This is a genomic window from Streptomyces silvisoli, assembly GCF_029269905.1.
GTDB lineage: Bacteria > Actinomycetota > Actinomycetes > Streptomycetales > Streptomycetaceae > Streptantibioticus_A > Streptantibioticus_A silvisoli_A.
On sequence record NZ_JARJBC010000004.1, the window covers coordinates 356239 to 378365 of the forward strand.

Sequence of the window (22127 nt, forward strand, 5' to 3'; positions counted from 1 at the left end):
CCGCCTAGCGGACGCGGGCCTCGCTCGCGGTGCAGGTGCCGATGTCGGTGGTGTTGCGGGTGCGTACGCCGGGCAGCCAGCCATGGGTTCCGTCCGGCGTGCTCACCAGGTACCAGCGGGCCGAGGTGATGCCGCTCTCGTCCTGTACCAGGGTGCCGTTGATGACGACGCAGATCGCGGCCAGCCGGTCCCCGTGCCACACCTTGCCCGCCGAGTTGCCGGCGGAGGCGTAGGGCTCGTAGGGGTCACGGGCCAGACGCAGTGCGCACTCCATGGTGCGCAGCGGCTGGCACGGCGTCTCGGCGTTGTAGACGGTGAGCGTCGCCGTGGGCACCGGTACGGCGGGCGGTGACTGGCCGGGGCGGCCCAGCCACCATGCCCCCACGGCGATCAGCGCGACGGCCGCCACGATGGCCGCCGCCGACACGGCCGCGTACAACGCCCGCCGTCGGCGCCCGGGTTGGCGGGCGGGGGCCGTGGCGGGCGGCGTCTGGATCCGCTCCCACAGCCCGGGCGGCGGGACGATCCCGTCGTCGGCGGCGCGCAGGCGGTCCCGTAAGGCCGCCGCGACGTCCTCGTGCGCTGTCCTGCGGCTCATGGGTCCTCCCGGCCTTCGGCTCACGACTGGTTGTCCGCCAGCAGGCGCCGTAGCTTGTCCAACGCCCGCGCACGGGACCGGGAGACGGTCCCGCGGTGCAGCTTCAGCGCCTCAGCCGCCTGGTCAATGGTGTACCCGTCCAGGTCGATGAGTATGACGACGCCCGCCTGCCGAACCGTCAACCGGCCCAGCAGGCGCATCGCCTCGATCTCGGCGGTCCGCTCCTCCAGTCCGCCGTCCCAGCCGTCGGTGCCGGACTCCTTCGGCTCCGCCACCAGCACCTGCCTGCCGCTGCGCCGGTAGCCGTCGCGCACCACGCTCATCAGAGTGCTGAACGCGTAGGCGTAGGGCTCCGGATGGGACAGGAACCGCTGGGGCCTGCCGACGAGTTTCAGGTACGCCTCGTGGACCGCGTCCTCCGCCGCGTGCGCCCCGGCCAGCAGCACCGCCCTGCGGTACAGCCGGGGCAGCAACGCGCAGAACATCTCGTCGAACGACGACCGTAACTCCTCGCCGGGACAACTGGCCATGGGCTGCGTACCCCCCAGGTCCGTGCGGCCATGACCGCCGCTGCTCGCGAGTCGCCTCACCGCTGCGACGCGAAAAAGCTACGCCGGATCCATGCCCCTGACGTGCGCGTGAACCACGGATCACCCCATTGGGTGGCGGCGGCCGTCCCCGTCAGTCGTTGGGCACCGTCTGGTACTTGGGGGTGCCCTCCGCCATCTGCCGGAGCACGTCCTTGCGTTCGCGCTTGGAGAGGCGGTCGATGTACAGGTAGCCGTTCAGGTGGTCGGTCTCGTGCTGGAGGCAGCGGGCGAAGTAGCCAGAGCCCTCCACGGCGATGGGGTTGCCGTGCAGGTCCTGGCCGCGCACCACCGCGTAGTCGGGGCGGACCAGCTCCATGTAGGCGCCGGGGACGGACAGGCAGCCCTCGTTGGAGTCGTCCAACACCCGCCGCTCCGCCGGGAGTTCCTCGACGACCGGGTTGACGACGTGGCCGACGTGCCGCACGCCGTCGTCGTCCGGGCAGTCGTAGACGAAGACCCGCAGGTCCACACCGATCTGGTTGGCGGCGAGGCCGACGCCCTCGGCCGCCCGCTGGCTGGCGAACATGTCGTCGATGAGCGCGGCGAGCTTGTCGTCGAACTCGGTCACCGTCCGGCACGGCTTGTGCAGCACGGGGTTGCCGACCACGGTGATCGGCCGTACGGTGCCGCGCTCGCGGTGAGCCGCTTCCCGGGCCTCGGCGTCCGTGGTGTCGTCGATGAACTCCGACCGCTGCTCGGCCTGGTCCTGCTGGGTCATGGTCTGCGCTGCGCCTTCCTGATCCTGACGGTTCTGCCAGTCAAGGGTACGGTCACGGGCCGGCGGTCCTCCGCCGCGTGATCAACAGACCTCTTCCAGATCCCGCCAGTCCCGGGTGTCCGGGCTGTCCGACACCCAGCTCTCCAGCAGGCCGCGCACCAGCCCCGCCGGGGCGGCGATCCCGCACTCCCGCTCGGGCACCCACAACGCCCCCGGGCTGCGGTGCGACAGGTGGCCGGGATGGCCGGGTTCGCCCTTGTCATGCGGGTCCCGGGAGGCGTCGGAGCCGTCGTCGGTGGGCATCCTGCTCTCCGAGCAGGTGCGGCACAGCAGGCGCACCGAGGACGACCAGTCCTCGGCCGCGTACCCGGCGTCGGCGGCCAATCGTTCCAGCGCGTCCCGGTCGGCCTCGGTGGCCGCCTCCAGCAGCACCAGCCAGGTCGGCACCGGGGAGGGCGCCCACAGCTCGATCTCGTCGAACACCGGGAACGCCCCGCCGTCGGCCGCCACCCGCTCGCCGTGCGGTACGCCGTCGTGCAGCACCACCTCGCCCCAGCGCCGCCCGGAGGACGGCAGCGGGATGCTCAGCACCTCAAGCCGTGCCGGGTCCAGCCTGCGGCCCCACACGACCTCCGCCTCGCCCTCGGGCGACAGCCGCACCGCGGCGCTGCCCAGCGCCATGCGCACCGGCGCCTCGGAGGGCGCCGCGGCCTCGGTGGCGGGCATCCGCAGGCCGTACGCCTGCCAGGCGCGGCGGGCCAGCGGCCAGTCCTGCAGGGCGGTGGCGGCGATGCCGATGTTCCACCAATCGGGGGCGCCGGAGTCACGGTCCAGCAGGGCCACGGCGCGCAGCCCGGCGGCGCGCGCCTGCTCCCAGTCGTGCCGGAACTTGTGCAGCAGGGCCAGGTTGTACCAGGACTCCGGTAGCCATGGCTCCAGGTCGGCGGCGCGGGTGAGCAACGCGCCGGCGTCCTCGTAACGCCCGTCGTCGATCAGCGTGAAGGCGCGGTCGGTGGCCTGCCGCCACGTGGGGGAGGGCCGGTGCCGCACTCTGCCGAAGATCCTCACGATTCCCGCCTGCCGGTTACTCGTCCTGCTTCTCACTGGGTTGCGGTGGTGCCGAAGGGGGTGGGCCGCGCGATCGGCGGTGGCGGTGTCAGCCGCCGACCGTCACGCGATCACGGCCAGTACGTCGCCTTCCTGCACCACGTCGCCTTCGGCCACCTTGACCTCGGCGACCACGCCCGCCGTCTCGGCGAGCACCGGAATCTCCATCTTCATCGACTCCAGGACCAGCACGGTGTCCCCCTCCACCACGTCATCGCCTTCCTGAGCGACAACCTGCCATACATTCGCCACCATTTCCGCCTGGATTTCGACGGCCACCACTCCTCCTCGCCCCGCCCCTACCCTCCCCGTGTCCGCATCCAACCACGTCGTGGTGAGAGGCCGCTCATTACCGGTGAGTTCACCCCAGGGCAGCGCACAACGGGCGCGGTCGGCCCTCCGCCCGGACACCGGGCATCGAGGGCCGACCGCGCCCGTGGCAGTGGTGCGGTGAGCCGGACGGCTATGAAGTGGTCTGCGGGTGGCCCGGATCGGGCTCGGCGGACTTCGCCGAGGAGGGTGATTCCAGCGGAGCCTCGGTGACCGGCCCGATCTCGCCGGACCGGATCAGCTCGATCCTGGTGAGCACCTTCGAGCGCAGGTCCCCGGGCACGTCGTCATGCCCGCAGCACCGCTTGACCAGCTTCTTGACGGCCTGCTCCAGGCCGTACTTCTCCAGGCACGGATGGCACTCTCCGAAGTGTTCCTCCAGCTTGTGCCGGTCCCCCTCGGACATCTCGCTGTCAAGGTACTCGTAGAGGTGGTCCAACACCTCGGAGCAGTCCGTCTCGTGCGGGTTGCCGCAGCTCATGTATCCGAGCCTTTCCGATCGTGCGACTCCCCCGCCACAGTGCCCGCACCGGCAGGTACGAGCCCGCGCTCGCGCGCGTAGTCCTCCAGCAGACCGCGCAGTTGGCGCCGCCCGCGGTGCAACCGGGACATCACCGTACCGATGGGGGTACCCATGATGTCGGCGATCTCCTTGTAGGCAAAGCCCTCTACATCAGCCAGATACACCGCGATCCGGAACTCCTCCGGGATCGCCTGCAGCGCCGCCTTCACGTCCGAGTCGGGCAGGTGGTCCAGTGCCTGCGACTCGGCGGAGCGCAGCCCGGTCGACATGTGCGACTCGGCGCGAGCGAGCTGCCAGTCCTCGATCTCCTCCGTGGCGCTGCGCTGTGGCTCACGCTGCTTCTTGCGGTAGGAGTTGATGAAGGTGTTGGTGAGGATGCGGTAGAGCCAGGCCTTCAGGTTGGTGCCCTCACGGAACTGGTGGAAGGACGCGTACGCCTTGGCGTAGGTCTCCTGCACCAGGTCCTCGGCATCGGCCGCGTTGCGCGTCATGCGCAACCCGGCGGAGTACATCTGGTCGAGGAAGGCAAGCGCGTCCCGCTCGAAGCGCGCGCTGCGCTCTCCGGGCGACTCGGAAACCGCCTCCGACTCAGCGGAACGTGGCTGCGGCTGCTCGTCCGAATTGCCGTTCTCGGTCCCTGTGACCGGACCCACCTCCTCCGCCACCGTGGCGATGCGCTGCGCGGCACCGCCCGATTCGGAGAATATCTCGGACGACCCCAGGCCGCCGGACGCGCCCCCGTCAGCCGCCCACTGCGGCCATGACAGGTATGGGGCCTCCGCGCGGGCCTGGCATACGACTGAACCCATTCGGCAGCCTTCCTCGTCGGCGTTTGCTCGACTCGGTCAACACGGAGGGTGCCCCCGTCATTCCCCCCTCCGCGATTCCGGCGGACGCACCGGGCTTTCCGGGAGGACGGACGCACTCGCCGGGGCTAGCGGAGCCAGTCGGCGACCGCCGAGGTCAAGATCTCCAGGGCCTCCTCCTGGCCGATGTCGGCCCGCTTCGGCACCGCGAACCCGTGGTCGCCGTGCGGGACTTCGACGGGGGTGGCCCCGGGCGGGAACTCCTCGGGCCGCCCGAACGGATCGCGTCCGCCCTGGACGACCAGCACCGGCACCTTGACCGCCAGCAGCTCATCGGCCCGGGAGCTGTCCGGCCTGCCCGGCGGATGCAGCGGAAAGGACAGCGCCAGCACCGCCTTCGCCCCCAGGTCGTCCGCCGTACGGCAGGCGACCCGCGCCCCGGCACTGCGGCCGCCCGCGATCACCGGCAGTCCGGGCCGGGTGAGCGTGGGCCACAGCGCCGTCCAGGCCGCGTCCAGGGTCTTGGGCGCGGGCGCCACCCGCTTGCCCGCCACCCGCCAGGGCTGCTCCACCAGGGCGACGGTGACCCCCTGGGCCGGCAGCGCGTCAGCCAGTGCCCGCAGGTCGCGGGCTTCGATGCCGCCCCCGGCGCCGTGGCCCAGGGCCAGCACGGTGTGCGCGCGGGCGGCGGGGTGCCAGGTCACGCGGGCGTCGCCGACCGGGGTGGCGACCAGCTCCGAGGTGCTCGTCGACATGCTCAAAAAAGCGTCTCCTCTTCCGGGGCGGGCAGCGGCTCCAGCAGTTCGGGGCCGCTGTTGCGGACGTTGCTGACCGCGGTGGTCACCGGATACGCCCGCATCATCCCAGGCGGCGGAGGCGCCAGCAGTTCACGCAGCACCTCCATGTCGGTGATCGCCGGGTCGAGCCAGGCGTCCCACCGGTCCGGCGGCAGGGCCAGCGGCATCCGCGGGTGGATGTCGGCCAGCGACCGCGGACCGCCGCCCTCGGCCCCGGCCAGCGGTGCGGTCTCCGCCGCCGTGGTGACCACCGTGCAGGTCACCCACCACGCCCGCGGATGGTCGTCGGGCAGCGTGCGGTCCCGCCAGAACTCGTACAGCCCCGCCATCGCCAGCACCGAGCCGTCGGCCGGGGTGACGAAGTACGGCTGCTTGCGCGGGCGCTTGCGCACCCCCCGCTCCTCCAACTGCCGCTCCTCGGTGCCGGTGACCCACTCGAAGTAGCCGTCCGCGGGCAGCAGGCAGCGCCGGGCGGCGAAGGCGCCGCGGAACGAGGGCTTCTCGTGCACCGTCTCGGCCCGCGCGTTGATCAGCTTCGCCGCGCCCTCGGGTGACTTCGCCCAGGAGGGTACGAGTCCCCAGCGCAGCGGCCTGAGTTGGCGTACCGGAACCGGTGAGGCGGCGCCCTTCTCCGGCCGTTCCAGCACCGCGTGGACGGTGTCGGTCGGCGCGATGTTGTAGTTGGGTTCCAGCGCCTCGGTCGGCTCCCACTTCCGCACGTCGAAGATCCCGACCAGGTCCTCGGGTTTCCGGCTCGCCGCATATCGCCCGCACATGAGTGCAACACTGCCACGGCGCCCACCGCCGCCCGCAAAGGAAGGCACTGAAGCGCCCCTGTATTCGTCAGCTATTCGCCAGCGCGGCTCGTCGCCCTGGAACGGCCCGGGAACCGGCGGGACGCCGCCGCGCGTCGCAGGAGAACGATGGACATCAAGAGCATCACCGACGTATGGGACCGGGTCATCGGCACCCAGCCCGACCCGCCGGTCTGGCTGGTCGCGCTGACCGGGGTCGTCGCGCTGGCCGCGGTCGCCCCGCACAACGTGTGGCACATCACCCGCAACGCCGTGACCATCGCGCACGAGGGCGGCCACGGCCTGGTGGCCCTGCTCATGGGCCGCCGCCTGGAGGGCATCCGACTGCATTCGGACACTTCGGGACTGACCGTCTCCCGCGGCAAGCCGCACGGCCTGGGCATGGTGCTCACCGCCGCCGCGGGCTACACGGCGCCGTCGCTGCTGGGTCTCGGCGGCGCGTGGCTGCTGGCCGCCGGCCACATAACGGCCCTGCTGTGGGGGGCGGTGGCGCTGCTGGCGGCGATGCTGCTGATGATCAGGAACGCGTACGGGGTGCTGACGGTGGTACTCGCCGGGGGCGCGTTCTTCCTGGTGTCCTGGCTGACCGGGGCCCGTACCCAGGCGGCGTTCGGGTACCTGGCGGTGTGGTTCCTCCTGTTGGGCGGGGTGCGGCCGGTCTTCGAACTCCAGGGCAAGCGGCGGCGCGGCGGTGCGCCGGACTCGGACGCGGACCAGTTGGCCCGGCTCACCGCGGTTCCGGCCGGGATGTGGCTGGTGCTGTTCTACGCGGTGGCGCTGTGCTCGCTGATCGGTGGCGGCCGGTGGCTGCTGGGGGTGTGAACGGGGTCGCTCCGCCCGTGATCGGCGTCACCCAGTGCCGCGCGCTGCTGATCAGCCTCCCGTAGGCTCATACCAAGTCTCTGTTTCACCCAGGTTTCCCCTGGTCTGATCAGGATTCTCCGCTTCGGGCAACCACTAGAGTTGCTTCCCATGACCGGTATTCCCGCGGACACCGCCCACTGGCCCGCACCGACCGCATCCGGCGCAGTCGACGCGATCGTCACCGTGCCCGGATCCAAGTCGGTCACCAACCGCGCCCTGGTACTCGCCGCGCTGGCCTCCGAGCCCGGCTGGCTGCGCCGACCGCTGCGCAGTCGGGACACCCTTCTGATGGCAGAGGCACTGCGTGCCCTCGGCGTCGGCATCGAGGAGGTCGTCTCGTCCAGCGCCTCCAGCACCGCGGGCGAGGCGTGGCGGGTCATCCCGGCCGGCCTGCACGGCCCGGCGCGGGTCGACGTCGGCAACGCCGGTACGGTGATGCGCTTCCTGCCGCCGGTGGCGGCGCTGGCCGACGGCCCGGTGATGTTCGACGGTGACCCCCGCAGCCATGAGCGCCCCCTGCACGGCGTGATCAACGCGCTGCGCACCCTCGGCGCCCGGATCGACGACGAGGGCCGCGGCGCCCTGCCGCTGACCGTCTTCGGCAGTGGCTCGCTGGCCGGTGGCCGGGTGGACGTCGACGCCTCCTCGTCCTCCCAGTTCATCAGCGCCCTGCTGCTGTCCGCCCCGCGCTTCAACCAGGGCGTGGAGCTGCGGCACACCGGGGCGACCCTGCCGTCGCTGCCGCACATCCGGATGACCGTCGACATGCTGCGGCTGGCCGGGGCCAAGGTGGACTCCCCGGAGGGCGGCGGCGAGCCCGACGTCTGGCGGGTCGACCCGAGCGCGCTGCTCGGCCGGGACCTGACCATCGAACCCGACCTGTCCAACGCCGCGCCCTTCCTGGCCGCCGCGCTGGTCACCGGCGGCCGGGTGACCGTCCCGGACTGGCCGTCGCACACCACCCAGCCCGGCGACGCGCTGCGCGAGATCTTCACCCGGATGGGTGGCACGTACACCCTGGACGAGCGCGGCCTGACCTTCACCGGCAGCGGCCGGATCCAGGGCATCGACGCGGACCTGCACGAGGTCGGCGAGCTGACCCCGGTGATCGCGGCGGTCGCGGCGCTGGCCGACTCCGAGTCGGTGCTGCGCGGCATCGCGCACCTGCGGCTGCACGAGACGGACCGACTGGCCGCGCTGGCCAAGGAGTTGAACGAGCTGGGCGGCGACGTGAGCGAGACCGAGGACGGTCTGCGGATCCGTCCGCGCACGTTGCACGGCGGGGTCTTCCACACCTACGAGGACCACCGGCTGGCCACCGCCGCGGCGGTGCTGGGCCTGGTGGTCGAGGACGTGCGGGTGGAGAACGTGGCCACCACCGCCAAGACGCTGCCGGACTTCCCGCAGCTGTGGACCGGAATGCTCTCCCGCGCCGCCAGCGGCGACGCGCTGGCCGAAAGAGGAGCCTGACCCCCGGCCATGCGGCGCTACGGCAAGGACACCGACGAAGAGGACGTGCGGGTACGTCCCGGCAGGAAGGGCAGCCGCCCGCGCACCCGGATCCGCCCCAAGCACGAGGACGCGGCCGAGGGGTTCGTGCTCACGGTGGACCGCGGCCGGATCACGTGTCTGGTCGAGGACCGGCGGGTCACCGCGATGAAGGCCCGCGAACTGGGCCGCAAGGGCGTCGCGGTGGGCGACCGGGTGGACATCGTCGGTGACCTGTCGGGCGACAAGGACACCCTGGCCCGCATCGTCCGGGTGCGGGAGCGCAGTTCGGTGCTGCGCCGGACGGCGGACGACGACGACCCGTACGAGCGGGTGGTGGTGGCCAACGCCGACCAGTTGGCGATCGTCACCGCGCTCGCCGACCCGGAGCCGCGCCCCCGGCTGATCGACCGCTGTCTGGTGGCGGCCTACGACGCCGGTCTGGAACCGCTGCTGATCCTGACGAAGTCCGATCTCGCCCCGGCGGAACCGCTGTTGGAGACCTACGCGCCGCTGGGTATCCGCTATGTGGTCACCCGGCGCGACGAGTTGGAGGGCGCGGCGGCCGAGGAGGTGCGCGAGCGGCTGGCCGGGCGGATCACCGCGTGCGTCGGGCACAGCGGGGTCGGCAAGACGACGCTGGTCAACGCGCTGGTTCCGGAGTACGCGCGGGCCACGGGCGATGTCAACGCGGTGACCGGTCGGGGCCGGCACACCACCACCTCCGCGCTCGCCCTGCCGCTGCCCGGCGACATCGGCGGCTGGGTGATCGACACCCCGGGCGTGCGGTCCTTCGGGCTGCACCACGTGGATCCGTCCCGGGTGATCCACGCCTTCCCCGACCTGGAGCCGGGTACCGAGGAGTGCCCTCGGGCGTGCAGCCACGACGAACCGGACTGCGCCCTGGACGCCTGGGTGGCGGCCGGACACGCGGAACCGGCCCGGCTGAACTCGCTGCGCCGGCTGCTGGCTACCCGTGAGCGCCGCGAGGGCGACTGAGTCGGCCCAGTAGCACCGGGTCGGCCGGATTGACCGGCTTCGCCGCGCCATATGTGTGATGATCGACTGGACGTATGTCCGGGGCACATGGGGCGGAACGGGAGGCGCGCTTATGGCATGGCTGCTCGTCGTGGTGGCCGGGCTGCTGGAGACCGGCTTCGCGGTCTGCCTCAAGCTCTCCCACGGCTTCACGCGGCTGTGGCCCACCGTCGCCTTCGCCTGCTTCGCGCTGGGCAGCTTCGGCCTGCTGACGCTGTCGCTGAAGAAACTGGACGTGGGCGCGGCGTACGCGGTGTGGACCGGCATCGGCGGCGCGGGCACCGCGATCTACGGCATGGTCTTCCTCGGTGACCTGGTCAGCACTCTCAAACTGGTCTCCATCGCCCTGGTGTTGGTGGGCGTGGTGGGCCTCCAGCTCTCCGGTTCGGCGCACTGACCGCGCCCTGAGGCGTGCGCCAGCGCACGGCGGATGATGGGATGCGCCCCATGGACGAGATCACCATTCGCCGTGCCACCGCCGACGACCTCCCCTCGATCGTGGCCCTGCTCGCCGACGACGAACTCGGCGCCACCCGTGAGTCCCCGGACGACTTGCGCCCGTACCAGGCGGCGTTCGCCGAACTCGACGGTGACCCGCACCAGTTGCTGGTGGTGGCCGACCGGGCCGGAGAGGTGGTCGGCACCGCCCAGTTGACGTATCTGCCCGGGCTTTCCCGCAAGGGCGCCACCCGGGCGCAGATCGAGGCGGTACGGATCGGCGGCACCGAGCGGGGCAGCGGGCTCGGCTCCCGGCTCGTCGAGTGGTGCGTCGCCCGGGCCCGCGAGCACCACTGCGCGCTGGTGCAGCTCACCTCGGACGTCACTCGGCTCGACGCGCACCGTTTCTACGAGAAGTTGGGCTTCCAGGCCAGCCACATCGGCTTCAAGCTTCCGCTGTGAGCACCGCGCGCGGGCGGGCGAAGTGGCAGGCCGCCACATGGTCGTCCGCGTGCTGCACCGGCTGCGGCACCTCGCGCACGCAGCGCTCGCGGTCGGCCTCGGCCAGTTCCGCGTGCAGCGGGCAGCGGGCGCGGAAGCGGCAGCCGGTGTGCCGCTGGGTCGGGCTCGGCGGGTCCCCGGCCAGCAGCACCCGGGCACGGCGGCGCTCCACGCCCGGGTCGGGCAGCGGTACGGCGGACAACAGGGCCTGGGTGTACGGGTGCAGGGGCCGCTCGAAGACCTCCCGTACCGCGCCCGCCTCCACGGTCCGGCCGAGGTAGACCACGCTGACCCGGTCGGCGATGTTCCGTACCACCGACAGGTCGTGGGAGACGAACAGGTACGCCAGGCCCAACTCGGCCTTCAACCGCCGCAGCAGGTTGAGCACTCCGGCCTGCACCGAGACGTCCAGCGCGGAGACCGGTTCGTCGAGCACGACCAGGTCGGGCCGTACGGACAGCGCGCGGGCGATACCGATGCGCTGCCGCTGGCCGCCGGAGAACTCGTGCGGGAACCGGTCCGCGTGGCCGGGTTCAAGACCGACCTGGCGCAGCAACTCCGGTACCCTGCGGGCGGCTTCGGCCCGTGCCACGCCCCGCGCGAGCAGCGGCTCCACGATGATCCCGGCCACCGTCATCCGCGGGTCGAGGCTGGCCATCGGGTCCTGGAAGACGATCTGGGTCCGGCCGCGCAGTGCGGCGGCCTGCTGCCGGGTGAGGCCGGCGACGTCCTGCCCCAGCACCTCGATGCTGCCGCCCTCCGGCGCGCTGAGCCCCAACACCTCGAACAGCGCGGTGGACTTGCCCGAGCCGGACTCACCGACCAGCGCCAGCGTCTCGCCGCACCGCACCCGCAGGTCGATCCCGTCGACGGCGTACACGCTGCCCACCCGGCGCTTGAAGGCCACGCCCTTCAGCAGCGGGAAGGTCTTCACCAGCCCGGTCACCCGCAGCACCTCGGGCCGGTCTTCCGGCCCCGCCGGGGTACGCGGCACTTCCGGTACCGGGAACACGTCGGCGGGCGCGGCGCCTTGGAGTTCTTCGGCCTTGCGGCAGGCCACCAGGTGGTCGTCCGCGAGCTGCCTCAACGGGGGTTCGGCGGCACGGCACACATCGTCGGCCAGTGGGCAGCGGGGGGCGAAGGAACAGCCGGAAGGAAGCGCTCCGGGGGCGGGCGGGGCGCCCGGGACCGGCACCAGCATCCCGGTACCGGTGCCGCCGTCGAGCCGCGGCACCGCACCGATCAGGCCGAGGGTGTACGGCATGCGGGGCGCCGCGAACAACTCGTGCACGGGGGCCGTTTCCACGATCCGCCCCGCGTACATCACCGCGACCCGGTCGGCGGTACCGGCGATCACCCCGAGGTCATGGCTGACCAGCAACATCGCGGCGCCGGTGGCGCGTTGCGCGGTGCGCAGCACGTCCAGCACCTGGGCCTGGATCGTCACGTCGAGCGCGGTGGTGGGCTCGTCGGCGAGCAGCACGTCCGGTTCGTTGGCGACCGCCATGGCGATCATCGCGCGCTGCCGCATGCCGCCGGAGAACTCGTGCGGGAACGCGGCGGCGCGGGCGCGGGGTTCCGGGATGCCGACCAGGTCGAGCAGTTCCACCGCCCGTTCCCTGGCGGCCCGGCGGGAGATGTCGCGGTGCGCGCGGATGGTCTCGGCGATCTGGTCGCCGATCCGGTGCACCGGGGTGAACGCGGACAGCGGATCCTGGAAGACCATGGCGATCCGGTTGCCGCGCAACCGGGAGAGGGCCGCGTCCCCCGCCCCGCACAACTCGACTCCGTCGAGTCGCACCGAGCCGCTCACGGTGGCGGAGTCCGGCAGCAGCCCCAGCACGGCCAGCGCGACCGTGGACTTCCCGGACCCCGACTCTCCGACCAGCCCCAGCACCTCCCCGCGCCGCAGCTCCAGGTGGACGCCTCGCACGGCGTCCACCCCGCCGAACGCGACCCGCAGATCCCGCACCCGCAGCACCGGGTCCTCCCCGCCCACCCGCCCCAACTCCCGTCTACCGCACCGCACCTCATAGCGCTGAGGTGAATCTCCCTCGAGGCAGGCCCCCACCTCTCACCCCCGTCGGCCGGGCCGGCGGCGCGCCGTCGGATCGAACGCGTCGCGCAGGCCGTCGCCGACCAGGTTCACCGCCAGGACGAACAGCACCAGCAGACCGGCCGCGAAGAAGAACATCCACGGATAGGTGACCGCCGAGCCCGTGCCGTCGGCGATCAGCGTGCCGAGCGAGACGTCCGGCGGCTGGACGCCGAAGCCGAAGTACGACAGCGCCGTCTCACTCATCACCGCCCCGCCGACCGCGATCGTTGCGTCGATGATCAGGAACGACGCCACATTGGGCAGCACATGCCGCCAGATGATCCGGAACGGGCCGACTCCCATGAATCGAGCGGCCCTTACGAACTCCCGCTCCTTCAGCGAGAGGGTCATCGACCGCACCACCCGCGCGGTGATCATCCAGCCGAAGACGGCGAGCAGTCCGACGAAGGCGATCCAGCCGCCCGCCTTCAACCGGGGCGAGATGATCGCGATGACCAGGAAGCTGGGGAACACCAGCAGCAGGTCCACCAGGAACATCAGCGCCCGGTCCGTCCACCCCCCGAAGTACCCCGCGCAGGCGCCCACCAGCGAGGCCAGCGCGGTGGAGAAGACCGCCACCAGCAGCCCGATCAGCAGCGACTTCTGCAGACCGCGCACGGTCTGCGCGAAGACGTCCTGGCCGATCCCGTTCGTACCCCACCAGTGCCGCGCGGACGGCCCCCGGCGCAGCGCGGTGTAGTCGATGTCCGTGTAGCTCCAGTGGCAGACCAGCGGACCGCAGAAGGCCAGGACGAACAGCAGCACCAGCACCGCCGCCCCGGCCAGTGCCGAGCGGTTGCGCAGGAAGTGCCGCAGGACGACGGAGGCCCGGCCGGCCGGACGGTTCTCGACGACGGCGTCGGCGTCGGCGACGACAGCGGTGGTCACGTGGGGGCGCTCCTCAGGCGTGCCGGACGCGCGGATCGAGCGCGGCGTGCAGCAGATCGGCGAGGAAGCCGGACAGCAGCACCACCACGGCGGCGAAGACGTTGACCGCGACGACCGAGTTGACGTCGTTCTTGTTGATGGAGCTGATGAACCACTCGCCCATGCCGTGCCAGCCGAAGATGGTCTCGGTGAAGGTGGCGCCGGTGAACAGGGCGAGGAAGCCGTAGGAGAAGTACGTCGACATCGGGATCAGCGCGGTGCGCAGACCGTGCCGCAGCAGCGCGCTGCGCCGCCGGAGCCCCTTGGCCCGCGCGGTGCGCAGGTAGTCGGAGCCGAGCACGTCGAGCATGGTGCTGCGCTGGTAGCGGCTGTAGCCGGCGATGGCGAACAGGGCGATGGAGATGGTCGGCAGCAGCAGGTGGACCGCCCGGTCCTTGAGCACGGCCTCGAACCCACCGGTCAGTCCCGGGCTCTGCTCACCGGTGAACTGGATCAGATCGGTTCCGGTGGTGTCGTTGAACCAGATCGCCCCGGTCTTGAGCAGAACAGCCAGCAGGAACACCGGGGTTGACAGCAGCGCGAAGGAGACCAGGGTCACCAGCCGGTCGGAGAGCCGGTACTGCCGTACCGCGGTCCACGCCCCGGCCAGTACCCCGAGCACCGTCCCCAGCAGCGTGCCGATCAGCAGCAGCCGCAGGCTCACCCCGAGCCGCCGTCCGAACTCGGCGTTCACCGAGGTGTCGTCGATGGTCCGGCCCAGGTCGCCGTGGGCGGCGCGCCCGGCCCAGTGCCAGAACCGGTCGAGCAGCGGCCGGTGGTCGTTGACGCCGATCACGGTGAGGTGGTGGTCGACGGCGGCCGGGGAGATCGGCGGCTGGCGTCCCGCGAAGTACGCGCGCGGGTCCAGCGCCAGCGAGGCCAGCAGATAGGACAGGCAGACGGCGGCCAGCAGCAGCACGGCGTAGTAGCCGAGCCGCTTGGCCAGATAGGCCCCCAACGGTCGTCGTCCTCCCCCTGGTTGTGGTGCTCGCCGACCATGATGATCGCGCCCCATTGCGACTCTGTGAAGGGCGCATGACAATGTTCGGCGATGCCTCCCGCCACTCATGGGAGGCGTTTTACGGTCTGCCCAGTTCCGCGGCCGTCCGGCCGCGCCCGGACAAAGGAATGGACGACATGCGCAGATCCATCGCCCTCGCCATCGCGGCCACCGTCTCGGCGACCCTTGGTGGTGAGCGGCTGTGGATCGTCCGGTGGTGAACCGGCCGCGAAGAAACAGGCGCCGCCGGTCGGCAGCCAGGAGATCGACGCCCATCCGCTGAGCGACCTCAGACAGGGCGGAACCCTGAAGGTCCCCATCCAGCAGTGGATCAGCCAGTACAACTTCAACACCCCGGACGGCCAGGACGGCGACGCCCAGGAGCTGACCGAGGACGTCGAGCCGGTGCTGTTCCGCACCGACGCGCGGGGCGAGGCCCACACCGACCCGGACTACCTGGTCTCCGCCGCCGTCACCTCCGACAGCCCGCAGGTGGTCACCTACGAACTGAATCCGCACGCGAAGTGGTCCGACGGAAAACCGCTGAGCTGGCTGGACTTCCAGGCCCAGTGGAGAGCGCTGAACGGCACCGACAGCGCCTACGAGGCGGACGACACCTCCGGCTACGACCAGATCAGCGATGTGTCCCAGGGCGCGGACGCCCACCAGGTGAGGATCACCTTCAAACAGCCCTACGCGGACTGGCAGCGGCTTTTCGTGCCGCTTTTCCCAGCGGCGGCCTATTCCACGCCCGACCAGTTCAACAAGGGCTGGCTGGAGCACGTGCCGATCAGCGCGGGCGCCTTCAAGATCGCCAGGTACGACAAGACCGGGCAGACCATCACCCTGGTCCCCGACCCCAACTGGTGGGGCGCCAGACCGAAGTTGGACGCGCTCATCTACCGGGTGCTGGACGAGTCCGCGATGACCGACGCCTTCCTCAACAAGGAAACGGACGAGGCGCCCGCGGAACTCCCCGAGGACTACCGGCGGTTGGCGAAGGACCCGGACGCCGCGATCCGCACCGGCTCGCGCTGGGACGAGGTGCACATCACCCTCAACGGCGGCCGCGGCCCGCTCAAGGACGTCAGGGTGCGCAACGCGGTGGAGGCTGCCGTGAACCGCCAGGCGATCACCGACGCGTACGGCGCCGACATCCCTTACCGGATATCCGAGTTGGGCAACCACTTCTTCATGCCCAACCAGAAGGGCTACCAGGACAATTCCGGAATCTACGGCAAGTACGACCCGGAGCGCGCGAAGAAGCTGCTGGACCAGGCGGGTTGGCAGGACAACGGCGCCGGAAAGCCGCGCACCAAGGACGGCAAACCGCTGGAACTCGGATACGTGCTGAGTTCGGGCGGCAACCAGTCGCAGGTCGACCAGGCCCAGTTGGTCCAGCAGATGCTCGGCCAGGTGGGAATCAAGGTGGACATCCAGAAGGTGCCGATGAACGACTACTTCAACCAGTACGTCGATCTGGGCAACTTCGACCTGGCGAGTTTCCGCAACGTCGACCTGCTCTACCTGTCCATGGCGTACTCCGTCTTCCGGCAGCCGCAGGGCCGGAACCTCTTCCAGAACTTCGGCTCGGTCGGCTCCCCGCAGATCGACGCGCTGCTCACCCAGGCAGGCCGGACCACCGACCGGAACAAGGCGATCAGCCTCTACAACCAGGCGGACGCGCAGGTGTGGCGGCTCGGCCACTCGATAGAGCTCTACCAGCGCCCGCAGATCGCCGCCGTCCGCAAGGGCCTGGCCAACTACGGCGCGTTCGGCCTGCAGAACATCACCGACTACACCAGGGTCGGCTGGCTCAAGTGACCTCGCTCAGGCCCCGGACGAGCCGCGCCACCTGCGCACAGGCGTCCTCGTCCGTGGTCGCGGGCGCCACCACGTAGGACACCGCGAGCCGCACCGCCGCCTCGTACACCCACCCGCCGCGCTCGGGGCCCAGTACGGCGGCCACCCGGTCCCGTAACGTCCGGGCCAGCTCACCGGCCGGGGGCTGGACGGCGGTCGGCAGCCGGTCGGTGCGGCAGCCGGTGATGGCGGCACGCACCAGCGGGCTGCGGCGTGCGGTGCGCAGCGTCCAGGCGGTGGCGGCGGCCAGGCAGTCGGCGGGGTCCGCGTCATGCTGCCTGGCGGCGGCCAGCGCCTGGTCGACACCGGCGAGGAAGTCGTCGGTCTCCCGGCGGGCCAGGGCCCGGGCGAGCCCCTCCTTGGTGCCGAACTCGTTGTAGAGCGTCTGCCGGGAGACCCCGGCCGCGGCGGCCACGTCGACCATGCGGACCGAGCTCCAGGCCCGTACGTCGAGCGCGGACAACGCCGCGTTCAGTAAGGAGTCACGCGCTGTCGGCATCACGGCCTCCAAGCACCAGCGCCGGGGCCGGAAGGCGGCCGGACGCGAGTTCATGGCATGAGCGGTGCGGCAAGAATTGACTTGCCCCGGACGGGTGTCAAGACCGCCGTCACGGGGATGGACACGCCTCGGCCACCACGCCACGTAGCCGGGGCGCGGCTGCGATCGCTACTGTTCGCACATGCCCGACTTCTACGACGACCTGCGCCTCGCCCACGTCCTGGCGGACGCCGCCGACGCCGTGACGACCGAACGGTTCAAGGCGCTCGACCTGAAGGTCGAGACCAAGCCCGACATGACGCCGGTGAGCGAGGCCGACAAGGCCGCCGAGGAGCTGATCCGCGGCCAGTTGCAGCGGGCCCGGCCGCGCGACGCGGTGCTGGGCGAGGAGTACGGCACCGAGGGCGGCGGTGACCGGCGCTGGATCATCGACCCGATCGACGGCACCAAGAACTACGTGCGCGGCGTGCCCGTGTGGGCGACGCTGATCGCCCTGTCGGTGCGCGGCGAGGGCGGCCCCGAGGGGGACGACGGGGTGGTCGGCGTGGTGTCCGCACCGGCGCTGGGCCGCCGCTGGTGGGCGGTGAAGGGCGGCGGGGCGTACACCGGGCGCAGCCTGTCGGCGGCGACCAGGCTGCATGTCTCCAGGGTGGACCGGCTCTCCGACGCCTCGCTGTCGTACTCCTCGCTCAGCGGCTGGGAGAAGCAGGGACGGCTTGACGGGCTGCTGGAGCTGACCAGGGCCTGCTGGCGCACCCGGGCTTACGGCGACTTCTGGTCGTACATGATGGTGGCCGAGGGCTCGGTGGACATCTGCGCCGAGCCCGAGCTGAGCGTGTGGGACATGGCGGCGCCGTCGGTGGTCGTCCGGGAGGCGGGCGGCCGGTTCACCGACCTGAGCGGCAAACCGGGTCCGTACGGGCAGAACGCGGCGGCGTCCAACGGGTTGTTGCACGAGGAACTGCTGCGCTACCTGAATCCCACGCGCTGACGCTGTGTGACCCCGCACGAGCCCCGGTAACCCCGCACGCCCCTTGTCCGTCGCTCCGGATGCGTGTGAGTATGAGAGTCCACCAGCTTGTGAACTTGTGAATTCTCTCTCTGGGGGTGCCCCCATGCTGGTCCGCGACGCCATGAGCACCGTCATCCTCACCATCGGCCCCGCCCACACCCTCCGACAGGCGGCCAGACTGATGTCCGCCCGCCGGGTCGGCTCGGCCGTCGTCCTCGACCCCGACACCTGCGGACTCGGCATCCTCACCGAACGCGACATCCTCAACGCCATCGGCGACGGCATGAGCCCCGACGAGGAGCCGGCGCACGCCCACACCACCACCGACGTGGTGTTCGCGGCCCCGGAGTGGACCCTGGAGGAGGCGGCGACGGCGATGGTTCGCGGCGGCTTCCGCCATCTGGTCGTGCTGGAGGACCAGCACCCGGTCGGCGTGGTCTCGGTGCGCGACATCATCGGCTGCTGGACGCGCGGCCGTCTGCACGTGCCCGCGGAGCAGGCCGCGATCGCGTGAGGCGGCAGGTCGCCGGACCGGAAGCCGAAGAGGCCGGAGCCCGCGGGGCTCCGGCCTCTTCTTCGACGGCGAGCGTCCGGTCAGCCGCGAAGGGCCTGGACCGCGGCCTCCAGCCGCTTGCCGTAGTCGGCGTCCGCCTGGCGGAAGTTGTTGATCGCCCGCTCGGCGATGTCGTCCCGCGAGACCTGCGCGATGAAGCCCGCGAGGTTGTCGATCAGACGGGTCTTCTCGTCCTCCGACATCAGGCGGTAGAGGTTGCCCGCCTGAACGAAGTCGTTGTCCTCGGCGTGCGAGGGCGCCGCGTGCTCGCCCGTCACACCGGTGAGCCGGACCGGCTGCCACAGCGGACGCCCGGTCTCCTTGACGGAGTCGAAGCTGTTCGGCTCGTAGTTCTTCGCCCGGCCGTGCCGGCCGTCGTACAGGGCGCCGTCCCGGCCGTGGGTGCGCGCCTCGGTGGCGTGCGGGCGGTTGACCGGCAGGTGGTCGGCGTTGATGCCGACGCGGTAGCGGTGCGCGTCGCCGTAGGCGAAGAGCCGGCCCTGGAGCATCTTGTCCGGCGACGGGCCGATGCCGGGCACGAAGTGCGCCGGGGAGAAGACCGACTGCTCGACCTCGGCGAAGATGTTCTCCGGGTTCCGGTTCAGCTCCAGCTTGCCGATGGTGATCGGCGGGTAGTCGTCGTGCGGCCAGACCTTGGTCAGGTCGAACGGGTTGAAGCGGTAGTCGGCCGCCTCGGCCGCGGGCATGATCTGCACCTGCACAGTCCAACTCGGGAACTCGCCGCGCTCGATGGCGGTGCGCAGGTCGCGCTGGTGGCTGTCCGGGTCCTCACCGGCGAGCTTCGCGGCCTCCTCGGCGGTCAGGTTCCTGATGCCCTGGTCGGTCTTGAAGTGGTACTTGACCCAGAAGGCCTCGCCCGCCTCGTTGTTCCACTGGAACGTGTGCGAGCCGTACCCGTTCATGTGCCGGTACGAGGCCGGTATGCCGCGGTCACCGAACAGCCAGGTCACCTGGTGCGTCGACTCCGGGCTCAGACCCCAGAAGTCCCATACGTTGTCCGCCTCCTGGGAGCCGGTGTACGGGTCGCGCTTCTGGGTGTGGATGAAGTCCGGGAACTTGATGGCGTCCTTGATGAAGAAGACCGGCGTGTTGTTGCCGACCAGGTCGTAGTTGCCGTCCTCGGTGTAGAACTTCAGCGCGAAACCGCGCGGGTCGCGCACCGCGTCCGCCGAACCCAGGTTGCCCGCGACGGTCGAGAAGCGCAGGAAGACCTCGGTCTGCTTGCCGATCTCGGAGAGGAACTTCGCCCGGGTGTACCCGGTGACGTCCGCGGTGACCGTGAAGGTGCCGTACGCACCGGCGCCACGGGCGTGCACGATGCGCTCCGGAATGCGCTCCCGGTTGAAGTGGGCGAGCTTCTCCAGCAGCACCTGGTCCTGCACCAGCACCGGCCCACCGGGGCCCGCCTGCTCGCTGTTCTGGTTGTCCGCTACCGGGGCGCCGGCCTCGGTGGTCAGCGGGCCCGTCTCCTGAACCGTCACTTGCGTCTCCCTGGAGTCGTCCTGTCCCTTGGCTGTCGCCAGAACCGATCCTACGCTAGACAGAGTCTAAGTCAAGAAGGTGGTCAAAGCCGTACGGATTCAGAATCCGGATCCCGCCCTGTTAAGCTGGGGGTATGAGTGACCTGCTGGAACGACTTCGCGGACGTGGCTGGCGGCTGACCGCACAGCGCCGGGTCGTCGCCGAGGTGCTCGACGGGGATCATGTGCACCTCACCGCGGACGAGGTGCACGCGCGCGCCGCCGCCCGGCTGCCCGAGATCTCCCGTGCGACCGTCTACAACACCCTCGGTGAACTGGTCTCGCTCGGCGAGGTGATCGAGGTGGCCACCGACGGCCGCGCCAAGCGATACGACCCCAACGCCCACCGCCCGCACCAGCACCTGGTGTGCTCACGGTGCGGCGCCATCCGCGATGTGCACCCCAGCGGCGACCTTCTCTCCGACCTGCCCTCCTCGGAGCGGTTCGGCTTCACCGTCTCCGAGGTCGAGGTGACCTACCGCGGCCTGTGCCCCAACTGCGCCACGGCGTAAGGGGATCACGACGGGCGGCTCACCCGTGCCGCCGCCCGTAGCACCCACTCGACGCCGATGCGGTCCGGCTCCGACAGCGGTGCCTGCCGCAACAACCTGCCGACCAGCCGCAGTTGGGCCGGATCAACGGCGCCGCCCGACCAACCGGCGTGCGTCCAGCGCCGCAACTCCGCCCGGGACCGCTCGGCCACCTGGGGTCGCGGATCGGCGGCGGCTCGCAGCGTGAACTCCAACCGGTCCCAGTGCGCCAGGGTGCGCGCCGCCCGCAACGCCGCCTTCCACACCGGCGGCTCCGGCCGGGCCAGCGCCGCGGCCAGTGCCTTGGGCGGTGCGCAGTGGCCCGCGGCCAGCACGTCCAGTGCCTCCCGGGCCAAGCTCGGCGAGGCGTCCGTCACCAGCGGGGCCAGCGCCGCCACCTGCTCCGAGGCGTGCCCGAGTCGGCCCAGCGCCCGTACCGCCGCCCGGCGCACCACCGGTGACCAGCTCGGATCGGCGGCCAGCACCGCCAGCAACGCCAGGTCGGAGGAGTCGCCGCACTCCCCCAGCCCGGCCGCGAGCCCCGCCACCAGCCGGGGCTGAGTCGCCCGGCCGCACCGCCGCAGTTGTCTGCGGTAGACGTCGACCGGCGGTTCACCGCGCTCGTACAGCTTCCACCGGGCCTGCGCGCGCACCATCCGCGACCGATCGGCCAGCGGCCCGACCAGCCGTGCCGAGGGCACGTCGTCCGGCAGCGCGGCCACCGCCAACTCCCTTATCACCGCCGACCTGGCCCACATCAGCCGTCCCGCCTGGTCCGGGTCCAGCTCCAGCAACCGCGCCGCGCACAGCGTGCGGCACACCTGGTCCCGGTCGTGCAGTGCGGTACGGGCCAGGTCACCGCGGACGTACTCGCCCAGTTCCAGGGCGAGTTCGACGCCGAAACGGCGGGCGTGCGGATCGGGCTCCGCGGCCAGCCTGCGGACGGTGCGCCGCCGCTCGGGCGCGGACAGCACCATCCGGTAGGCGTCCAGCACGCCCGCGGCGCGCCGCCGCCGGTCGAGCCGGGCGAGCAACCGGACCGCCGCCGCGGCCTCGTCGGGGGCGACATGCCCGAGCAGCGCGGTCACCGCGCGATCCCGTACCGCGGGCACCCAGTCGTCGGTGCGCAGCGCCAGTGCGCTCGCCGCGTACCGGCCGCTGCGCCGGGCCAGCCGCTCCACGGCGGCCTGCCGGATCCGGCCGTCCCGGTCGAAGGAGGCCAGCACCAGGTGCAGCGGCCCCGAGTCGTCGGTCGGGTGTGCGCCGGTTACGGCGTGCGGGGAACGGGCGTACCGGTCCAGATCCAGCCAGAGCCGCGGCGCGGCGCGAACCAGCTCGTCCAGCGCGGCCTTGCGGTCCTCGGCGGAGCCGCGTTCGTCGGTGGTGCGCAGCGCGGTGAACAGCGACCGCACGGCGGCGCGGTGGCCGGTCGACGCGGCCAGGCACAACTTCCGCCAGCGGCCGACGTCCTCCACCTCGGGGTGCGGACCC

25 protein-coding genes are annotated in these 22127 nt (G+C 71.4%); 10 read left to right on the forward strand and 15 right to left on the reverse strand.

From position 1 onward, the window contains the following. Window positions 1–4: 4 nt before the first annotated feature. The 9 genes from P3G67_RS09500 to P3G67_RS09540 form a co-directional block, all read right to left on the reverse strand. Window positions 5–598 (reverse strand): hypothetical protein, encoded by a 594-nt coding sequence (locus tag P3G67_RS09500; RefSeq protein WP_276093023.1) that lies wholly within the window; start codon window positions 596–598, stop codon window positions 5–7. A gap of 20 nt (window positions 599–618) precedes the next feature. After that, window positions 619–1128, reverse strand: coding sequence for an RNA polymerase sigma factor (locus P3G67_RS09505; RefSeq protein ID WP_276093024.1), 510 nt, complete (start codon window positions 1126–1128; stop codon window positions 619–621). A 151-nt stretch (window positions 1129–1279) separates the two neighbouring features. Next, entirely contained in the window at window positions 1280–1906 is a 627-nt protein-coding gene (def, locus tag P3G67_RS09510; RefSeq protein WP_269853271.1) for a peptide deformylase, read from the reverse strand. An 81-nt stretch (window positions 1907–1987) separates the two neighbouring features. Further along, a complete protein-coding gene (locus P3G67_RS09515) occupies window positions 1988–2974 on the reverse strand; it encodes a tetratricopeptide repeat protein (protein WP_269853272.1) in 987 nt (328 codons plus the stop codon). Between the two features lie 102 nt (window positions 2975–3076). Next, window positions 3077–3292, reverse strand: a complete 216-nt coding sequence (locus P3G67_RS09520) for a biotin/lipoyl-binding carrier protein (RefSeq protein ID WP_269853273.1) — start codon at window positions 3290–3292, stop codon at window positions 3077–3079. A 184-nt stretch (window positions 3293–3476) separates the two neighbouring features. Beyond that, complete coding sequence (gene rsrA / locus P3G67_RS09525; RefSeq protein ID WP_276093025.1) at window positions 3477–3824, reverse strand: mycothiol system anti-sigma-R factor; 348 nt, start codon at window positions 3822–3824, stop codon at window positions 3477–3479. Beyond that, window positions 3821–4675 (reverse strand): sigma-70 family RNA polymerase sigma factor, encoded by an 855-nt coding sequence (locus tag P3G67_RS09530; protein ID WP_269853275.1) that lies wholly within the window; start codon window positions 4673–4675, stop codon window positions 3821–3823. The genes rsrA and P3G67_RS09530 overlap by 4 nt, the downstream gene beginning before the upstream one ends. Before the next feature lie 125 nt (window positions 4676–4800). Continuing rightward, the gene (locus P3G67_RS09535) at window positions 4801–5427 is read right to left on the reverse strand and encodes an alpha/beta hydrolase family protein (RefSeq protein WP_276093026.1); all 627 of its coding nucleotides are present in this window, start codon (window positions 5425–5427) and stop codon (window positions 4801–4803) included. A gap of 2 nt (window positions 5428–5429) precedes the next feature. Beyond that, window positions 5430–6245: an SOS response-associated peptidase gene (locus P3G67_RS09540; protein WP_276093027.1), complete on the reverse strand. Its 816-nt coding sequence runs from the start codon at window positions 6243–6245 to the stop codon at window positions 5430–5432. A 147-nt stretch (window positions 6246–6392) separates the two neighbouring features. On the opposite strand from P3G67_RS09540, the gene P3G67_RS09545 reads away from it, so the two are divergent. The 5 genes from P3G67_RS09545 (at window position 6393) to P3G67_RS09565 (ending at window position 10574) form a co-directional block, all read left to right on the forward strand. Further along, window positions 6393–7106 carry a M50 family metallopeptidase gene (locus P3G67_RS09545; RefSeq protein ID WP_269853278.1) on the forward strand — a complete coding sequence of 238 codons (714 nt, stop codon included), beginning with the start codon at window positions 6393–6395 and terminating at the stop codon, window positions 7104–7106. Window positions 7107–7256: 150 nt separating this feature from the next. Further along, a complete protein-coding gene (gene aroA / locus P3G67_RS09550) occupies window positions 7257–8618 on the forward strand; it encodes a 3-phosphoshikimate 1-carboxyvinyltransferase (RefSeq protein ID WP_269853279.1) in 1362 nt (453 codons plus the stop codon). Between the two features lie 9 nt (window positions 8619–8627). Next, a complete protein-coding gene (rsgA, locus tag P3G67_RS09555) occupies window positions 8628–9635 on the forward strand; it encodes a ribosome small subunit-dependent GTPase A (RefSeq protein ID WP_269853280.1) in 1008 nt (335 codons plus the stop codon). A gap of 112 nt (window positions 9636–9747) precedes the next feature. Beyond that, window positions 9748–10071, forward strand: coding sequence for a DMT family transporter (locus tag P3G67_RS09560; protein ID WP_276093028.1), 324 nt, complete (start codon window positions 9748–9750; stop codon window positions 10069–10071). Window positions 10072–10121: 50 nt separating this feature from the next. Next, complete coding sequence (locus P3G67_RS09565; RefSeq protein WP_276093029.1) at window positions 10122–10574, forward strand: GNAT family N-acetyltransferase; 453 nt, start codon at window positions 10122–10124, stop codon at window positions 10572–10574. Here P3G67_RS09565 and P3G67_RS09570 read toward each other — a convergent pair. The 3 genes from P3G67_RS09570 to P3G67_RS09580 all read right to left on the reverse strand — a co-directional run bounded on the left by P3G67_RS09570 (window position 10558) and on the right by P3G67_RS09580 (window position 14596). After that, on the reverse strand, window positions 10558–12612 hold the full coding sequence (locus P3G67_RS09570; RefSeq protein WP_276093030.1) for a dipeptide ABC transporter ATP-binding protein: 2055 nt from the start codon (window positions 12610–12612) through the stop codon (window positions 10558–10560). The two genes, P3G67_RS09565 and P3G67_RS09570, sit on opposite strands and share 17 nt — an antisense overlap. A 75-nt stretch (window positions 12613–12687) precedes the next feature. Continuing rightward, window positions 12688–13599, reverse strand: coding sequence for an ABC transporter permease (locus tag P3G67_RS09575; protein ID WP_276093031.1), 912 nt, complete (start codon window positions 13597–13599; stop codon window positions 12688–12690). 13 nt (window positions 13600–13612) lie between these two features. Then, the gene (locus P3G67_RS09580; RefSeq protein WP_276093032.1) at window positions 13613–14596 is read right to left on the reverse strand and encodes an ABC transporter permease; all 984 of its coding nucleotides are present in this window, start codon (window positions 14594–14596) and stop codon (window positions 13613–13615) included. Window positions 14597–14673: 77 nt separating this feature from the next. Between P3G67_RS09580 and P3G67_RS09585 the strand changes: the two genes are divergently transcribed. Both P3G67_RS09585 and P3G67_RS09590 read left to right on the forward strand, forming a co-directional pair. Beyond that, window positions 14674–14859, forward strand: a complete 186-nt coding sequence (locus P3G67_RS09585; RefSeq protein WP_276093033.1) for a hypothetical protein — start codon at window positions 14674–14676, stop codon at window positions 14857–14859. Continuing rightward, entirely contained in the window at window positions 14831–16462 is a 1632-nt protein-coding gene (locus P3G67_RS09590; RefSeq protein ID WP_276093034.1) for an ABC transporter family substrate-binding protein, read from the forward strand. Before P3G67_RS09585 ends, P3G67_RS09590 begins: the two co-directional genes overlap by 29 nt. Here the strand turns inward: P3G67_RS09590 and P3G67_RS09595 are convergent. Then, on the reverse strand, window positions 16455–17000 hold the full coding sequence (locus P3G67_RS09595; RefSeq protein WP_269853287.1) for a TetR/AcrR family transcriptional regulator: 546 nt from the start codon (window positions 16998–17000) through the stop codon (window positions 16455–16457). The genes P3G67_RS09590 and P3G67_RS09595 overlap by 8 nt on opposite strands. 181 nt (window positions 17001–17181) lie before the next feature. Between P3G67_RS09595 and hisN the strand changes: the two genes are divergently transcribed. Together hisN and P3G67_RS09605 are read left to right on the forward strand one after the other, a co-directional pair. After that, the gene (gene hisN, locus P3G67_RS09600; protein WP_269853288.1) at window positions 17182–17991 is read left to right on the forward strand and encodes a histidinol-phosphatase; all 810 of its coding nucleotides are present in this window, start codon (window positions 17182–17184) and stop codon (window positions 17989–17991) included. Between the two features lie 124 nt (window positions 17992–18115). Continuing rightward, window positions 18116–18526 (forward strand): CBS domain-containing protein, encoded by a 411-nt coding sequence (locus P3G67_RS09605; RefSeq protein ID WP_276093035.1) that lies wholly within the window; start codon window positions 18116–18118, stop codon window positions 18524–18526. A gap of 80 nt (window positions 18527–18606) precedes the next feature. Here P3G67_RS09605 and P3G67_RS09610 read toward each other — a convergent pair whose 3' ends face one another. Further along, a complete protein-coding gene (locus tag P3G67_RS09610) occupies window positions 18607–20067 on the reverse strand; it encodes a catalase (protein WP_276093036.1) in 1461 nt (486 codons plus the stop codon). 134 nt (window positions 20068–20201) lie between these two features. On the opposite strand from P3G67_RS09610, the gene P3G67_RS09615 reads away from it, so the two are divergent. After that, window positions 20202–20618, forward strand: a complete 417-nt coding sequence (locus P3G67_RS09615; RefSeq protein ID WP_269853291.1) for a Fur family transcriptional regulator — start codon at window positions 20202–20204, stop codon at window positions 20616–20618. A gap of 5 nt (window positions 20619–20623) precedes the next feature. Here the strand turns inward: P3G67_RS09615 and P3G67_RS09620 are convergent, their stop codons facing one another. Then, the gene (locus P3G67_RS09620) at window positions 20624–22111 is read right to left on the reverse strand and encodes a HEAT repeat domain-containing protein (protein WP_276093037.1); all 1488 of its coding nucleotides are present in this window, start codon (window positions 22109–22111) and stop codon (window positions 20624–20626) included. Window positions 22112–22127: the final 16 nt, after the last annotated feature.

Bases quoted from the DNA above. Each gene is read 5' to 3' on its own strand.
- P3G67_RS09500 (WP_276093023.1), bottom strand. From the start codon at position 598: ATGAGCCGCAGGACAGCGCACGAGGACGTCGCGGCGGCCTTACGGGAC.
- P3G67_RS09505 (WP_276093024.1), bottom strand. From the start codon at position 1,128: ATGGCCAGTTGTCCCGGCGAGGAGTTACGGTCGTCGTTCGACGAGATG.
- def (WP_269853271.1), bottom strand. From the start codon at position 1,906: ATGACCCAGCAGGACCAGGCCGAGCAGCGGTCGGAGTTCATCGACGAC.
- rsrA (WP_276093025.1), bottom strand. From the start codon at position 3,824: ATGAGCTGCGGCAACCCGCACGAGACGGACTGCTCCGAGGTGTTGGAC.
- P3G67_RS09530 (WP_269853275.1), bottom strand. From the start codon at position 4,675: ATGGGTTCAGTCGTATGCCAGGCCCGCGCGGAGGCCCCATACCTGTCA.
- P3G67_RS09535 (WP_276093026.1), bottom strand. From the start codon at position 5,427: ATGTCGACGAGCACCTCGGAGCTGGTCGCCACCCCGGTCGGCGACGCC.
- P3G67_RS09540 (WP_276093027.1), bottom strand. From the start codon at position 6,245: ATGTGCGGGCGATATGCGGCGAGCCGGAAACCCGAGGACCTGGTCGGG.
- P3G67_RS09545 (WP_269853278.1), top strand. From the start codon at position 6,393: ATGGACATCAAGAGCATCACCGACGTATGGGACCGGGTCATCGGCACC.
- aroA (WP_269853279.1), top strand. From the start codon at position 7,257: ATGACCGGTATTCCCGCGGACACCGCCCACTGGCCCGCACCGACCGCA.
- rsgA (WP_269853280.1), top strand. From the start codon at position 8,628: ATGCGGCGCTACGGCAAGGACACCGACGAAGAGGACGTGCGGGTACGT.
- P3G67_RS09560 (WP_276093028.1), top strand. From the start codon at position 9,748: ATGGCATGGCTGCTCGTCGTGGTGGCCGGGCTGCTGGAGACCGGCTTC.
- P3G67_RS09565 (WP_276093029.1), top strand. From the start codon at position 10,122: ATGGACGAGATCACCATTCGCCGTGCCACCGCCGACGACCTCCCCTCG.
- P3G67_RS09585 (WP_276093033.1), top strand. From the start codon at position 14,674: ATGACAATGTTCGGCGATGCCTCCCGCCACTCATGGGAGGCGTTTTAC.
- P3G67_RS09595 (WP_269853287.1), bottom strand. From the start codon at position 17,000: ATGCCGACAGCGCGTGACTCCTTACTGAACGCGGCGTTGTCCGCGCTC.
- hisN (WP_269853288.1), top strand. From the start codon at position 17,182: ATGCCCGACTTCTACGACGACCTGCGCCTCGCCCACGTCCTGGCGGAC.
- P3G67_RS09605 (WP_276093035.1), top strand. From the start codon at position 18,116: ATGCTGGTCCGCGACGCCATGAGCACCGTCATCCTCACCATCGGCCCC.
- P3G67_RS09615 (WP_269853291.1), top strand. From the start codon at position 20,202: ATGAGTGACCTGCTGGAACGACTTCGCGGACGTGGCTGGCGGCTGACC.